Below are 13,256 nucleotides of genomic sequence, written 5' to 3' on the forward strand. Positions count from 1 at the left end.
CCCAACACCGGCGCCACCCACTTGCGCCCGCTGCCGAATGGATGCGCACAACGTGAAACTCCACCATCAGATTTTCATCGCCATGGCACTTGGCGGGCTGTGTGGCTACTTCACCGATTCGACTACCGCCGTATTTGGCATCGAGCTACTGGACGCCTACGACATGATCGGTGCGCTGTTCATCCAGGCGCTGCAAATGCTGGTGGTGCCGCTGATCACCAGCGCACTGATTTCCAGCTTAGTCAATATCGGCGAAGGCGGCGGACTGGGACGGCTGGGTGGCAAGACGCTGCTGTATTTCATGCTCAGCACGCTGGTGGCCGTGCTGATCGGCCTGCTGGTGGCCAACGTGCTGCAGCCGGGCATCATCAACGGCAAACCGGCGGGCGAACTGCTCGGGCTGGCGGAAAACACCCACGATGTGCTGGCCCAGATTGAGGGCCGCAGCGCGGGCGACTTCAGCACCATCCTGTTGCAACTGGTGCCCGCCAACCTGCTCGACGCCGCCAGCCAGGGCCAGATGCTCGGCCTGATCAGCTTCTCGCTGCTGTTTGGCTACTTCCTGCGCCAGGTCAACGGCGCGCCCGGTGACAACCTGCGCAACACCATGATCGGCCTCTACGACACCATGGTGCGCATTACCATGTTCATCATCCGCTTCACACCGATTGGGGTGTTTGGCCTGATTGCCGCCACCATGACCCGTACCGGGTTGCAATCGCTGCAACCGCTGGCGTGGTTTGTGCTGGCGGTCACCAGCGGTTTGGCGCTGCATGCGTTTGTCCTGCTGCCACTGGCGGTCAAGCTGTTTGCCAAACGCTCGCCGGTGCTGCACATGCGCGTGATGACGCCGGCGCTGCTGACCGCGTTTTCCACCGCCAGCTCCGCCGCGACACTGCCGGTGACCATGGAATGCATGGAAAACAAAGGCGGCCTGTCCAAACGCGTCAGCTCGTTCGTATTACCGCTCGGCAGCACCATCAACATGAATGGCTCGGCCCTGTATGAGTGCATGGTGGTGCTGTTCATCGCCCAAGCGTCGGGCGTTGAGCTGTCGCTGGCCGCACAGTTCATCGTGCTGGTGACCGCCGTAATCACCTCGATCGGCGTCGCCAGCATCCCCGCCGCCAGCCTGCTGGCGATCACGCTGATTCTCAGCATTGTCGGCCTGCCGCCCGAGTCGATTGGGCTGATTTTGGTCACCGACCGCATCCTCGACATGTGCCGTACCACAGTGAACATCTGGAGTGACAGTGTCGGTGCCGTGCTGATCGCCCGCAGCGAGGGCGAGCAAGGAGTGCTGCAACCGCAACCGGAGGCCTCCGTATGAGTACCCATTCCCCGGTAGCCGTGATCACCGGCGGCGGTGGTGCCCTCGGCAGTGCACTGGCGCTGCAAGCCGCCCGGCGTGGCTACCGGGTGGCGATTCTTGACCGCAGCGAAAGTGCCGGTGAAGCCTGCTGCCAAGCGTTGCTGGAAGCCGGGGCTGAGTGCTTCTGGATGGCGGTGGATGTACGCCGCGAGCGCGATCTGAACCAGGCGGTAACGCGGGTATTGCGGCGCTGGGGCCAACTGGACCTGTGGATCAACAATGCCGGCATTGCCACCGCCGGACCGTTCGAAGCGCTGTCCAGTGACGACTGGCAACAGCAGCTGGATGTGAACCTGCTCGGTACCGTACATGGCTGCCGCGCCGCGGCCACCGCCATGGCGCGCCAAGGCAATGGCCAGCTGGTTAACATCGCGGCCGCCGCCGGGCTGTTCCCGTCTCCGGGCCTGAGCGCCTATAACAGCGTTTCCGCCGCCCTGATCGCGCTCAGCGAGACGTTGCAGGCGGAACTGTCGCCACTGGGAATCCGCGTCAGCGTTGCCTGCCCCACTTTCTTCCAGAGTCCGTTCATGACGTCGGTGCGCGCCTCCGACCCTCTCAGCCGGCAACGCTTCATGCGGCTGGCCGAGCAGCACCAGTACAGTGCCGAAGAAGTGGCAGAGCGGTTGTTCAAAGAGCTGGACGGGCGCCGGTTCCTGCTGCTGCCGCACCGGGACCACCGCCGACTGTGGTGGTTGAAACGGCTATCACCAAAGCGTTTCCGCGCCGCCATGCGGGACCGCGCCCAGCGACTGCGGCATCCACCATTACGCTAAACCGGCCACATCCGGCGCATTCAGGTACGCCAACGTCGCCTCGTAATCAGCATCCAACGCCCGGTCGACCTGGCCGGATACCAGGGCCACCAGTTTATTGCCGATCAAGGGCACGCTGCTGCTCAGATCAGCACTCAATCGCTGGCGACAACCGCCCTCGCACTCCTCGATCTGCATCAGCCCCTCCACTTTCACCGGGACCTTGGCCAACGTGAAGCTGAAGCGACAGCGGTACGGCGTTGCGGCGCGCTCCAGCCACAGGAAATCGGTCAGCAGCGTCGCGCTGGAACCAATGAATTTGCGCGCCACCGCTGGCAACCGGTCGGTCTTGATACGTAGTGCACGCGACACGGCGATCCGAAAGCCCGCCGGCGTGTCGCCGAAGGCTTCAAACTGGGCAGCGTCTTCGCCCCGACTGCTGGCAAAGCGCGCCTGATAGAACTCACGGCTGGTCAGCACATCACGCAAGGTGGCGGCGGGGACAGGAAAAAAGCGTTCGCGCTGCAACTGCACGGTAAGCCCTCTCGGCAGGATCAGTAAAACGCCCACTTTCCCCGATTCCAGCGACAGGCACCAGAGTGCGGGCGCTCAAGCGCGCAGAATTTCACCAGTGCTCAAACCCAGCGCTCAAACGAAGTACAGCACCAGCCACTCAGCCCGCAGCGCCGGACGCGCTTCGTGCTCGACTTCCACGGTGTACTCCAGTCGCAGCAGCCACTGGCCCGCGCGACGCTGCTCGGCGGCCAGCAAGGTGGCGCGGGCGCGGATGCGTTGATCCACCTTCACCGGCGCCAGAAAGCGCACGCTGTCAAAGCCATAATTCACCGCCATCTTCATGTCGCGCGGCACCACGAAACCGGCGATGGTGCGCTGTAAATGGGGCAACAGCGCCAACGTCAGAAAGCCATGGGCGATAGTGCTGCCGAATGGCGTTTCCCGGGCGCGCTCTGGATCCACGTGGATGTACTGATGATCCAAGGTGGCATCCGCAAATGCCTGAATACGGGCTTGGTCGATAGCAAACCAATCAGACAGACCCAACTCCTGGCCGACGTACTGCTCCAGCTCGGTGGCAGCGATGTGTTTCATTGTTATCTCCGGCTTTGGGCGACGGCGCTAGAGGCGCGCCGCCAGGAAAGAACGGATCGCAGCAGCCACCGGCTGCGGCGAATTCATGTGCACGTGGTGATGCCCGGCCACTTCCACTTCAGTGGCATCCGGCAGCAGTGTCACCCGCTCGGCCATGCCGGTGCGTTGACGCAGCCCTTGCTGCGCCCACACCAACAGGGTCGGCATCGTCAACGCCGACAGCGCCGCCTCCACCTGCGGTTCAGTGAGCCGCACCGCCGAGGTACCGCGCAGACGAGGGTCCGAACGCCAAGCCAGGCCGCCGTCCACCGCCACCAGATTACGCTCACACAGCAGCGCCGCTGACGCCTCCGATAAGGTCGGATCAAAGCGGCGCCGTGCGGCCACCGCCTCGTCCAGGTCGCGGTATTGAGCGGTGGGTGGCCGCACCGGCTGCTGGTGCTCGTCCAGCGCTTTGCGCAGCGTGCTGGTTAACTCGGAGGCAGGCGACGCCATCGGCCCCAAGCCATCGAGCAGTACCAGCGCCGCAAAGCGTTCCGGGCACGCCGCGGCCAGCAAAGTGGCAATGCCGGCGCCCATTGAGTGCCCCATCAAGATACAGCGCGACCAGCCCAGTGACGTCAGCGCCGCGTGGGCGTCAGCGATGTAATCCACCAGGTGCAGCATCTGCGCCGGCGGCCGATGGTCGCTGGCACCGTGACCAGCCTGATCGAGCGCACACAGCGGCTGCTCCAGCAGCGGCGCCAACGGCGCAAACGAGGCGGCGTTGTCGAGCCAGCCGTGCAGCGCCAGGATCGGCAGGCCATCACCGTCCCATTGCTGGGCCGCAAGCCGGAAGCCGTTCAACGACAGCGACAGTTCCGAGGCAGCGGTCATCGACGCCCTCCGTAAGCAGCAAGAAATTCCAACACCGGCGCCGCCGCCGGACCGGGTTGCTCGAGCACGAACATGTGGCTGCCCGGCGCTTCGGCCCACGTCATGCGCTGGCGGCGCACGTGGCGCCGGGCGCCGGTACGGAACAGCGCGTCACTTTCAGTTCCGGACACCAGTAAACCCGGCACCTGCAAGCGTGGCATCCGCTCCAACGACGTGGGGGTGTGGCGGAACACGGCAGCTTCAACCGCTGGGTCGAAACGCAGCCGGCAACCGCCTTGGCCGTCCGCCTCGATACTGCTGGCGATGTAGTCCTGCAGGCAGTCGGCGTCGAAGCGCTGGAAGAACGGCCGCCGGCTAAAGTAGTCCTGCATCGCCTGCGGATCCGGCCACTGGCGGCGGCGGCGCTCGCTGGCCAGCGACGGCACCATGCGATCCACTTGCCCCAACCAGCGGCCAAGGCGCATCAGCCAGCCCTGCACACCGTTGATCAACGGCGGGTCCAGCATCACCACGGCGTGGAACCACTCCGGCCGACGCTGCGCCACCAGATAGGTGAGCACGCCGCCGAGAGAGTGCCCCATGCCGATCAAGGGCCGAGGCAGTTGCGCCAAGTGCTGCTCCAGTTGGCGCGACAGGTGCTCCCAGCCGGCGCCCACCGGGAACGCGGGGTCATGCCCCAGACGGTCCATGACCCGGACATCAAAGTCGGCACGGAATGGCGCCAGGAATGTATCGTAGCTGCCGCCGCAAAAACCGTTGGCGGCGGCAAAATTGAGCGTGACGGGTGAGGACATCGATTACCTCCAAGCCGGCCAGTATAAGCAGCCTTGGCCGGAACGACAGCGCTACGGATGCGCACCGCCGCCGGCGCGACTCGCGACTGGCCCGGCAGCAGCCTACAATGTCCGCCGTCTAACGGAGGGCTTCATGAAACTTGTGTCTTTCAACATCAACGGCCTGCGCGCCCGACCCCACCAACTGGAAGCGCTGATCGCGCAGCACCAGCCGGATCTGATCGGTCTGCAGGAAACCAAGGTGCATGACGAGCAGTTTCCTGCGGAGCACATCGTCGGGCTGGGTTACCACCCCTATTTCTTTGGCCAGAAGGGTCATTACGGCGTGGCGTTGGTCACCCGCGAACCGCTGGAGTCGGTGCAGTACGGCTTCCCCACCGACGCCGAAGATGCTCAGCGACGCATGATCATCGGCCGCATGCGCGATGCCGAAGGTCGCGCCATCACCGTGCTGAACGGCTACTTCCCGCAGGGCGAGAGCCGTGATCATCCGCTGAAATTTCCGGCCAAACAGAAGTTCTATGCCGACCTGATGACCTATTTAGAGACCCACCACCAGCCCGGCGACGAGTTGGTGGTGATGGGCGACTTCAATATTTCCGCCGAGGACATCGATATCGGTATCGGTGACAACAACCGCAAACGCTGGTTGCGCGATGGCAAGTGCAGTTTCCTACCGGAAGAGCGCGAGTGGTTCCAGACCCTGCTCGGTTGGGGGTTGCAGGACGCCTACCGAGTGCTGAAACCGGACACTGACGACCGTTTCAGCTGGTTCGATTACCGCTCGAAAGGCTTTGATGACGATCCGCGCCGCGGCCTGCGCATCGACACCTTGTTGGTCACCGCGCCGCTGGTGGAACGCCTGCTGGACAGCGACGTGGATTACGACATCCGCGCCATGGAACGTCCTTCCGACCACTGCCCGGTGTGGGCGTCATTCCGCTGAGGTCCCAATGACCACCACTGCCCCGCAACCCGCCATCCATCTCCACCCTCAGCGGCTGCGCAGCTTGCCTCTGCTGGACAAACTGGCCCTGGTCGTGGATGCGGGCATGGTGGTCTTGGTGATCGCCAACCTGGCCCTGATCTTGTTCGATTGGGCGTTCAGCTCCGCCTTCATCCAGACCGGCTTTGCCACCTACGCGCCGGCATTCCACGATTTCTATAGCCGCACCATTCATGACGATTTCATTTTTTATGATCTGATTTTCGTCAGCATTTACCTCACTGAATTCTTTGTGCGCTGGGCCTTTGCCATCGGGCGACGCACCTATCACCGCTGGTTCTTCTATCCGTTTGTGCATTGGTATGACCTGCTCGGCTGCATTCCAGTCGGCAGCTTCCGCTGGCTGCGTGTCCTGCGCCTCGTGGGGCTGGCCATTCGCCTGCAACGGCTCGGCGTGATTGACCTGCGCGATACCCGCATCGGCGCCACGCTGATCAAGTACTACCGCATTGTGGTGGAAGAGATTTCTGATCGCGTGGTGATCAACGTGCTGGAAGGCGCGCAGCGTGAAATCGACCAAGGCAGCCCGCTGCTGCACCGCATCCAGGAGCAGGTGCTGCAGCCGCGCAAGAATGTGCTGGTGGAGTTCATTGCAGACCGGCTGACCGGAGCCGCCGAACAGACCCACCGCCAGTACCGCGATGCACTGGGCCGCTATCTGTCACGGCTAACCGATGAAGGCTTGGCGCGCACTCGCAGCGGTGCGCTGCTGGCAGCGATCCCGGTGGCCGGCCCGCGCACACTGCAACTGCTCGGCGATACCGTGCGCGAGTTGGGCGTGGCGCTGGTGGACCAACTGGTAGCCGACCTGACCGTGCCCGCCCATCGCGCCCAGCTCGACAGTTTGATTGCCGACCTGCTGAGCCACGCCAATGTGGAGGGCAACACGCAGATGGACACACTGCTGCGTGAGCTGCTGATCGAGATTTTGGAGCAGGTGAAGATTCAGGTGGCGGTACAACACTGGAAAGTAGCGGATGCGGCCGGTCCGGCCGCATCCTGACACCTCAGCTCGGCAGGCCTTGCAGGCGCAGCACCGCCATCGTCAGGCGTGAAATGCACACCGGCTTGCCGGCTTCGTCTTCAATGCGGATATCCCACACATGGGTGGTGCGACCGAGGTGAATCGGGCGCGCAGTGCCGATCACCAGCCCACTGCGCACACTGCGCAAATGGTTGGCGTTGATATCGAGCCCGACACAGTAGTACTGGCTGCGATCGACACAGTAGTAGGACGCCATGCTGCCAAGCGTTTCTGCGAACACCACCGACGCGCCGCCATGGAGGATGCCCATCGGCTGGTGGGTACGGCGATCCACCGGCATGGTGCCGCGCAGGAAGTCATCGCCGAGCTCGGTGATCTGGATATCCAGCAGTGCGTTGAGGGTGTCTTCGCGCCGGGCCTGGGCCAGCTCCAGCGTCACGTCACCGTGCCAAATTGCCATTGTTGTGCTCCTACAGCAGAAAAATCCGGCCACGAACAGCGGCCGCTCAGGGATTGGCGGCTTCGCCGGGGGTGCGCAACCAGCGAAGTCGAGCGCCGCCCACTGCAGCCACCTCCACCTCCAAACTGGCAACACTGCCAACGTGCATCGGCACTCGCGCGCCGGGCCCGTCAGCCAGCTGGCCGACCAACAACGCCACCAACGGCATGTGGCTGACCAACACCAGGTTGTCCAACTGCGGCTGCATCAACAGCCAGTCGAGCACCTGCGCCGGACGGCCATCTGGCACCAGCTCGTCCAGCTCAGCGGCCAGCGGCTGGCCGCAGATGGCACTGATTTCGTCGGCGGTCTGGCGGGCGCGCAAGTAGGGGCTGCTATAGAGCGCATCCACCTGCACCCCAGCCGCATGAAGCTGCTGCCACAACTGACGCACCGCAGCCCGGCCGGCGCTAGTCAGCGCACGGCTCTGGTCATCATCGCGGTGTGGCTCCGCCTCACCGTGGCGAACGATATAAAGACGCATCAGGACAGTCCTGTCATGAAGTCCACATCGTGGTTGTGATCGCCCTGCATCAGCGCGGTGACCACATCAATGATCGGGCGCTGGTGAAACAGGATGTCATAGAGGCCGGTGGCCAGCGGCATGTAGATGCCTTCCGAACGGGCGCGCTCGGCCACCAGTTTCACGGTGTTAACGCCCTCCGCAGTCTGCCCCAGCGACGCCACCGCTTGTTCCACCGTGTTGCCCTGCCCCACGAGGTAACCGACTTGGTAGTTGCGCGACAGGTTAGAGGAACAGGTCACGATCAGGTCGCCGACCCCAGCCAGCCCGAGGAACGTCATCGGATTGGCGCCCATGCGTGCGGAAAAGCGGCTGATCTCAGCCAAGCTGCGGGTAATCAGGAACGCGCGCGTGTTGTCGCCTACATCCAGCGCATCGGCCATGCCGGTAGCAATGGCGTAGATATTTTTCAGCGCCCCGCCCAGCTCGACCCCGTAAGGATCAGAGCTGTCATAAACACGGAAATACGGACACGACAGCGCATGCTGCACCCGTGTGCACAGCTCCGGATGGGTACTGGCAATCACAGTGCCGGCAAACTTCTTCTCAACAATTTCGCGCGCCAAGTTGGGCCCACTGAGCACGCCGACTTGAGTATGTGGCCATTCACGCGCCAGCAGCTGGCTCATGAGCAGAAAACCGTCAGCGGCAATGCCCTTGGTGCAGCTCACCACCATGGTGCCCGCGGCCACATGGTCGCGGGCTTGGCGCAGCACATCGATGAAAGCCTTGCTGGGAATCGCCATGAACACCAGCGTAGCGCCGCTGAGGCAGTGGATCAGGTCTTCCGATGCTTCAACGCCGTCCGGCAGCACCGTGCCCGGCAAGTAGCGGCTGTTCTCGCGATCCTTGTTGATCGCCGCGGCGGTTTCCGGGTCACGCACCCAGAGCCGCACTTGATGGCCGTTTTCCGCAAGGATCGAGGCCACGGCGGTGCCGAAACTGCCTCCGCCCAGAACTGCTGCTGTCTCTTTCAGCTGTGTCACCTGTTCGACTCCTGTGCCGCCATCTTGGTGTGGCATGACGAGGCATGATAGGGACAGCCCGTTATCGTCGCAACGCGCTGCATCAGGGCACCGTCACCGGCGCTAGGGTCTCGACCTCCGCCTGCCGATAGTGGTAGCTGACCTGGCCGGCGCCCACCGACACATCCAGCCGCAATCGGCGCGGATCGGCTTCGGCAAGAATACCGACGCGGCTACTGCCGTCACGTAAACCCACGCGCACCAGTTTGCGCAGATGTTCACGATGCGGCACCGGTTGTGGCAGCGCCGCATCCGCCACCAGATCTACTACTGGCAGTGAAGTATCAGCCGCGCCGGTGACCGACCTTGGCAACAGCAACCGCTGGCCGGACTCGCGTCGCAGTCCTTGCAGGCCCTGCACGGTAACGAAATAGGTGATGTAGCCGCTACCCACTGGCACTTCGATTTGGACGCCGTCTTCCACCACACCGGTCAGCCGTCCGCGGCGGCCGTGGTGAGCGCCACCGATCACGGTCATGCGCTCGCCCTGCCATTGGGCCAGTTGCGCCAGCGTCACCGCCTGGTCTTCAGCGCGCCGCGGCGCCACCCGCGCCACATCACGCAGCACCTCAATGACAATGCCGGGGGAATGCACCTGCCAGCCGTCATCGCCACGCTGGAATGGCACCCGCCAGTACTCCTCGCGCCCGGAGTGTAAGGTCACTTTCGCCGCCGCTTCGCCACGTCCCTGCCGACGCCACAATTGCACGTGATCAATCTCCAGCGCCGCTAAACTGCCCACCGGCAGCTCCTGCGCCACCCGCTCGCGCAGCAGGTGGCGCAGCACTTCCTCGTGGTCGAACTGGGGATCGAAACGATCATCCTGGTAGCTGACTTCGCGCGTGTAGGCGGTGAAGCTGCCCGCCAACTGGGTGCCGCCGTCGGTGACCAACAACATCCGCCCCATTAACCGGTCAGCACCAAATGGCGCCAACTCCAGCCGCAGCGCATAGCGCTGGTCAAAAATGCGTGTTTGACGCGGGGCCTGTGACGACTCATGCCAGGCCAGATGCAGCTCCGGCGCCCCGGTTTCGGTGGCCAGCACGGTCATCCGCTGCCAGCTGTCCAATGGTCCCAGACGATCGCCGAGGTAGCCCCGCAACTCCAGCGGCGGCAGCAGGCCGCCGCCCTGCTGCACACTCAGCACGCCATCAATCAGCGTGACGCGGTCTGGCACAAAGCGTTGCCCTTGCAGCACTCCGGATAGCGGTTGTTGCAGTTGCCCTTCCAACTGGCTCAGCGACGGCACCGCGCGCGTGGCGCTGCCCGGCAACAGGCGGTCCCCCACGGCGCCGAGCAACGCCACCAGCAACAACCACAGCCCAGCCACCCGCACCAGTGCCCACGGCCATAGCCGTGTCCAATGCTGCTGCACCTGCCCCATGGCCGCGCCCGGCAACAGGAACGCAAGCAGAGGGCGCCCCTCCTGCCAAGCACTGCGCATCAGCGCCACGGTACCCACCAAGGCCAATACTGCCCCAGCCAGCAGGACCAACTCCCACATCCCCCGAACTCCTTGTCATCGTGTTCTGCTGTCTTACGCAGCCTGCACTCCACTGTACAAATCCAGCCGCATGGCGACCAGCGCGCACAGCCGTCCGTAGACACCACTCATGGCGCCGCGGCCACCTTCCGGGTCAATTTGAGAGCCGCCGCCGCATTCCGTCCAACAGCCTCCAAATAGACCTTGTTTAACCGGCACACCGACGGTATATAGGCGCTGTAGAGGCCGCAGTGGCCTCAGCCAGTGAACCGGCCCGTGCGCAAGCGAGGATCGGAGCCTGCCACGGGCGGTCTTGACGCGAACTCCAAAACGCAGTTGCAACACGGAGGAACCAGCCATGACCCGCCGGCAAAACGAACGGGACTATGACGATGAATCGGAAGACGGAATCATGAACGACGATATTGATTTCATTGAGGAAGAAAGCGACGACGACGCTGCCGAGGTGTCGCCCCGCGCACGTGCATTCAATCTGGATATGCGTCACCGCATCGAAGATCGCCTTGAGCAGCGCCGGTTGGCCAAAGAGCTCGGCGACTACGAGTTTTTTGATCTGGAAGACGACGACACGGTTCACTGAGCTGATGCCTGACGTCCGGTGGCGTCGTCGTCCAGTCTGAAAAGCCGGCCCGGATGCTGGCTTTTTTTATGCCCGCCCGTCGCAGCCGGGCACAAAAAAACCGGCGCAAGGCCGGTTTTCTTGTCGATCAGTGCCGAGGCTTACCAGCCAGTCAGCTCTTTCAGAGCCAGGCCGATTTGCGCCGGGTTGCGGGTGGTTTTCACACCAGCAGCTTCCAGCGCTGCAAACTTCTCATCTGCCGTGCCCTTGCCACCGGAAATGATCGCACCGGCGTGGCCCATGCGTTTGCCCGGAGGTGCAGTGACACCCGCGATGTAGGACACCACCGGCTTGGTGACGTGTTCCTTGATGTAGGCCGCCGCTTCGTCCTCCGCGGTGCCGCCGATCTCGCCGACCATGATGATGGCTTCGGTCTTTGGATCGTTCTGGAACAGCTCCAGCGCGTCGATGAAAGTAGTGCCCGGAATCGGATCACCACCAATACCGATGCACGCGGACTGGCCGTAGCCGAGGGCGGTGGTCTGGTTCACGCACTCGTAGGTCAGGGTGCCAGAACGGGACACGATGCCGACTTTACCCGGCAAGTGAATGTGGCCCGGCATGATGCCGATCTTGCACTCACCCGGCACGATGATGCCCGGGCAGTTCGGACCGATCAGGCGAACGCCCCGCTTGTGCGACAGGTATTCCTTCACGAACAGCATGTCGATGGCAGGAATGCCTTCGGTGATGCAGACGATCAGCTCAATACCACCGTCGGCAGCTTCGATGATGGAGTCTTTACAGAAAGCAGCCGGAACGTAGATCACGGAAGCGGTGGCGCCGGTGGCGTCAACGGCTTCGCGCACGGTGTCGAACACCGGCAGGCCGAGGTGAGTTTGGCCACCCTTGCCCGGGGTCACACCGCCGACCATCTTGGTGCCGTAGGCAATCGCCTGTTCGGAGTGGAAGGTGCCTTGTGCGCCGGTGAAGCCCTGGCAGATCACCTTGGTGTCTTTGTTGATCAGAATGCTCACGCTGCACCCCCGACTGCTTTCACGATCTGTTCCGCGGCATCTTCAAAGCCGGCTGCGGCAATCACGTTGAGACCGCTTTCAGCCAGTTTCTTGGCGCCGAGTTCTGCGTTGTTGCCTTCCAGACGCACCACCACCGGTACCTTGACACCCACGTCCTGCACCGCACCGATGATGCCGTCGGCAATCAGGTCGCAGCGCACGATGCCGCCGAAGATGTTAACCAGCACACCCTGCACCTTGTCGTCAGACAGGATGATCTTGAACGCCTCGGTGACGCGCTCTTTGGTAGCACCGCCGCCGACATCGAGGAAGTTGGCCGGGGCGCCGCCCTTGAGCTTGATGATGTCCATGGTGGCCATCGCCAGACCGGCACCGTTCACCATGCAACCGATGTTGCCGTCCAGCGCCACGTAGTTCAGTTCCCACTCGGCAGCACGGCGCTCACGCTCGTCTTCCTGGGAGGGATCGTCCATCGCTTTCAGTTCCGGATGGCGGTACAGCGCAGAACCGTCGATGTTGATCTTGGCGTCGAGGCAATGCAGATTGCCTTCGTCGGTGACCACCAGCGGGTTTACTTCCAGCAGCGCCAGATCTTTCTCGACGAACAGCTTCGCCAGACCCAGGAAGATCTTCACGAACTGGTTCACCTGCGGGCCTTTCAGACCCAGCTTGAACGCCAGCTCACGACCCTGGAACGGCTGCGCGCCAACCAGCGGATCGATCTCTGCCTTGAGGATTTTTTCCGGGGTTTCCTCAGCGACCTTCTCGATGTCCACGCCACCTTCGGTGGACGCCATGAACACCACACGCCGGGTAGCGCGGTCGAGGACAGCGCCCAGGTACAACTCGTTGGCGATATCCGTGCAGGTTTCAACCAGGATCTTGGAGACCGGCTGACCGTGCTCGTCAGTTTGGAAGGTCACCAGACGCTGGCCCAGCCATTTCTTGGCAAACTCAGCAGCCGCTTCCGGTGAATCCACCAGTTTTACGCCACCGGCCTTGCCGCGGCCGCCCGCGTGGACCTGTGCTTTGACGACCCAACGGTCGCCTCCGATTTCTTTTGCCTTGGCCGCAACTTCTTCAGCGTTGTCACAGGCAAACCCTTTGGAGACCGGCAGCCCGTATTCGGCAAACAGCTGCTTGGCCTGGTATTCATGCAGGTTCATGTGCAGTTTCCGCTCAACATCAACAACAACAGGGCAGGCCTGTCAGCT

At 63.1% G+C, this 13,256-nt stretch carries 15 protein-coding genes; 5 read left to right on the forward strand and 10 right to left on the reverse strand.

All coding sequences use genetic code 11. The annotated features are described in order from the left end of the window. Positions 1 to 52: 52 nt before the first annotated feature. Together AB5I84_RS07990 and AB5I84_RS07995 are read left to right on the forward strand one after the other, a co-directional pair. Entirely contained in the window at positions 53 to 1,330 is a 1,278-nt protein-coding gene (locus tag AB5I84_RS07990) for a dicarboxylate/amino acid:cation symporter (protein WP_369455327.1), read from the forward strand. After that, a complete protein-coding gene (locus AB5I84_RS07995) occupies positions 1,327 to 2,145 on the forward strand; it encodes an SDR family NAD(P)-dependent oxidoreductase (RefSeq protein WP_369455328.1) in 819 nt (272 codons plus the stop codon). The genes AB5I84_RS07990 and AB5I84_RS07995 overlap by 4 nt, the downstream gene beginning before the upstream one ends. Here AB5I84_RS07995 and AB5I84_RS08000 read toward each other — a convergent pair. The 4 genes from AB5I84_RS08000 to AB5I84_RS08015 form a co-directional block, all read right to left on the reverse strand. Next, positions 2,137 to 2,694 carry a DUF2505 domain-containing protein gene (locus AB5I84_RS08000; protein WP_369455329.1) on the reverse strand — a complete coding sequence of 186 codons (558 nt, stop codon included), beginning with the start codon at positions 2,692 to 2,694 and terminating at the stop codon, positions 2,137 to 2,139. The genes AB5I84_RS07995 and AB5I84_RS08000 overlap by 9 nt on opposite strands. 78 nt (positions 2,695 to 2,772) lie before the next feature. Next, positions 2,773 to 3,234, reverse strand: coding sequence for a MaoC family dehydratase (locus AB5I84_RS08005; RefSeq protein WP_369455330.1), 462 nt, complete (start codon positions 3,232 to 3,234; stop codon positions 2,773 to 2,775). Positions 3,235 to 3,261: 27 nt separating this feature from the next. Then, positions 3,262 to 4,110 (reverse strand): alpha/beta fold hydrolase, encoded by an 849-nt coding sequence (locus AB5I84_RS08010; RefSeq protein WP_369455331.1) that lies wholly within the window; start codon positions 4,108 to 4,110, stop codon positions 3,262 to 3,264. After that, the gene (locus tag AB5I84_RS08015; RefSeq protein WP_369455332.1) at positions 4,107 to 4,904 is read right to left on the reverse strand and encodes an alpha/beta fold hydrolase; all 798 of its coding nucleotides are present in this window, start codon (positions 4,902 to 4,904) and stop codon (positions 4,107 to 4,109) included. The genes AB5I84_RS08010 and AB5I84_RS08015 overlap by 4 nt, the downstream gene beginning before the upstream one ends. 133 nt (positions 4,905 to 5,037) lie before the next feature. Between AB5I84_RS08015 and xthA the strand changes: the two genes are divergently transcribed. Beyond that, complete coding sequence (xthA, locus tag AB5I84_RS08020; protein ID WP_369455333.1) at positions 5,038 to 5,850, forward strand: exodeoxyribonuclease III; 813 nt, start codon at positions 5,038 to 5,040, stop codon at positions 5,848 to 5,850. Positions 5,851 to 5,857: 7 nt separating this feature from the next. Beyond that, positions 5,858 to 6,913 (forward strand): ion transporter, encoded by a 1,056-nt coding sequence (locus AB5I84_RS08025; RefSeq protein WP_369455334.1) that lies wholly within the window; start codon positions 5,858 to 5,860, stop codon positions 6,911 to 6,913. 4 nt (positions 6,914 to 6,917) lie between these two features. Here AB5I84_RS08025 and AB5I84_RS08030 read toward each other — a convergent pair whose 3' ends face one another. From AB5I84_RS08030 to AB5I84_RS08045, 4 genes are all read right to left on the reverse strand, one after another. Next, the gene (locus AB5I84_RS08030; RefSeq protein ID WP_369455335.1) at positions 6,918 to 7,355 is read right to left on the reverse strand and encodes a hotdog fold thioesterase; all 438 of its coding nucleotides are present in this window, start codon (positions 7,353 to 7,355) and stop codon (positions 6,918 to 6,920) included. Positions 7,356 to 7,401: 46 nt separating this feature from the next. Then, complete coding sequence (gene sixA / locus AB5I84_RS08035) at positions 7,402 to 7,878, reverse strand: phosphohistidine phosphatase SixA (protein WP_369455336.1); 477 nt, start codon at positions 7,876 to 7,878, stop codon at positions 7,402 to 7,404. Continuing rightward, the gene (locus AB5I84_RS08040; RefSeq protein ID WP_369455337.1) at positions 7,878 to 8,903 is read right to left on the reverse strand and encodes an NAD(P)H-dependent glycerol-3-phosphate dehydrogenase; all 1,026 of its coding nucleotides are present in this window, start codon (positions 8,901 to 8,903) and stop codon (positions 7,878 to 7,880) included. The genes sixA and AB5I84_RS08040 overlap by 1 nt, the downstream gene beginning before the upstream one ends. An 82-nt stretch (positions 8,904 to 8,985) precedes the next feature. Further along, complete coding sequence (locus AB5I84_RS08045; protein WP_369455338.1) at positions 8,986 to 10,446, reverse strand: hypothetical protein; 1,461 nt, start codon at positions 10,444 to 10,446, stop codon at positions 8,986 to 8,988. Positions 10,447 to 10,783: 337 nt separating this feature from the next. Here AB5I84_RS08045 and AB5I84_RS08050 point away from each other — a divergent pair, with 337 nt between their 5' ends. Then, the gene (locus AB5I84_RS08050) at positions 10,784 to 11,026 is read left to right on the forward strand and encodes a PA3496 family putative envelope integrity protein (RefSeq protein WP_369455339.1); all 243 of its coding nucleotides are present in this window, start codon (positions 10,784 to 10,786) and stop codon (positions 11,024 to 11,026) included. Positions 11,027 to 11,166: 140 nt separating this feature from the next. Here the strand turns inward: AB5I84_RS08050 and sucD are convergent, their stop codons facing one another. Both sucD and sucC read right to left on the reverse strand, forming a co-directional pair. After that, positions 11,167 to 12,042: a succinate--CoA ligase subunit alpha gene (gene sucD, locus AB5I84_RS08055; protein ID WP_369455340.1), complete on the reverse strand. Its 876-nt coding sequence runs from the start codon at positions 12,040 to 12,042 to the stop codon at positions 11,167 to 11,169. After that, positions 12,039 to 13,208: an ADP-forming succinate--CoA ligase subunit beta gene (sucC, locus tag AB5I84_RS08060; RefSeq protein ID WP_369455341.1), complete on the reverse strand. Its 1,170-nt coding sequence runs from the start codon at positions 13,206 to 13,208 to the stop codon at positions 12,039 to 12,041. The genes sucD and sucC overlap by 4 nt, the downstream gene beginning before the upstream one ends. Positions 13,209 to 13,256 lie beyond the last annotated feature (48 nt).

Origin of the sequence: Alcanivorax sp. REN37, from assembly GCF_041102775.1 — a bacterium.
GTDB lineage: Bacteria > Pseudomonadota > Gammaproteobacteria > Pseudomonadales > Alcanivoracaceae > Isoalcanivorax > Isoalcanivorax beigongshangi.

Bases quoted from the DNA above. Each gene is read 5' to 3' on its own strand.
- AB5I84_RS07995 (WP_369455328.1), top strand. From the start codon at position 1,327: ATGAGTACCCATTCCCCGGTAGCCGTGATCACCGGCGGCGGTGGTGCC.
- AB5I84_RS08005 (WP_369455330.1), bottom strand. From the start codon at position 3,234: ATGAAACACATCGCTGCCACCGAGCTGGAGCAGTACGTCGGCCAGGAG.
- AB5I84_RS08010 (WP_369455331.1), bottom strand. From the start codon at position 4,110: ATGACCGCTGCCTCGGAACTGTCGCTGTCGTTGAACGGCTTCCGGCTT.
- AB5I84_RS08015 (WP_369455332.1), bottom strand. From the start codon at position 4,904: ATGTCCTCACCCGTCACGCTCAATTTTGCCGCCGCCAACGGTTTTTGC.
- xthA (WP_369455333.1), top strand. From the start codon at position 5,038: ATGAAACTTGTGTCTTTCAACATCAACGGCCTGCGCGCCCGACCCCAC.
- AB5I84_RS08025 (WP_369455334.1), top strand. From the start codon at position 5,858: ATGACCACCACTGCCCCGCAACCCGCCATCCATCTCCACCCTCAGCGG.
- AB5I84_RS08030 (WP_369455335.1), bottom strand. From the start codon at position 7,355: ATGGCAATTTGGCACGGTGACGTGACGCTGGAGCTGGCCCAGGCCCGG.
- sixA (WP_369455336.1), bottom strand. From the start codon at position 7,878: ATGCGTCTTTATATCGTTCGCCACGGTGAGGCGGAGCCACACCGCGAT.
- AB5I84_RS08045 (WP_369455338.1), bottom strand. From the start codon at position 10,446: ATGTGGGAGTTGGTCCTGCTGGCTGGGGCAGTATTGGCCTTGGTGGGT.
- AB5I84_RS08050 (WP_369455339.1), top strand. From the start codon at position 10,784: ATGACCCGCCGGCAAAACGAACGGGACTATGACGATGAATCGGAAGAC.
- sucC (WP_369455341.1), bottom strand. From the start codon at position 13,208: ATGAACCTGCATGAATACCAGGCCAAGCAGCTGTTTGCCGAATACGGG.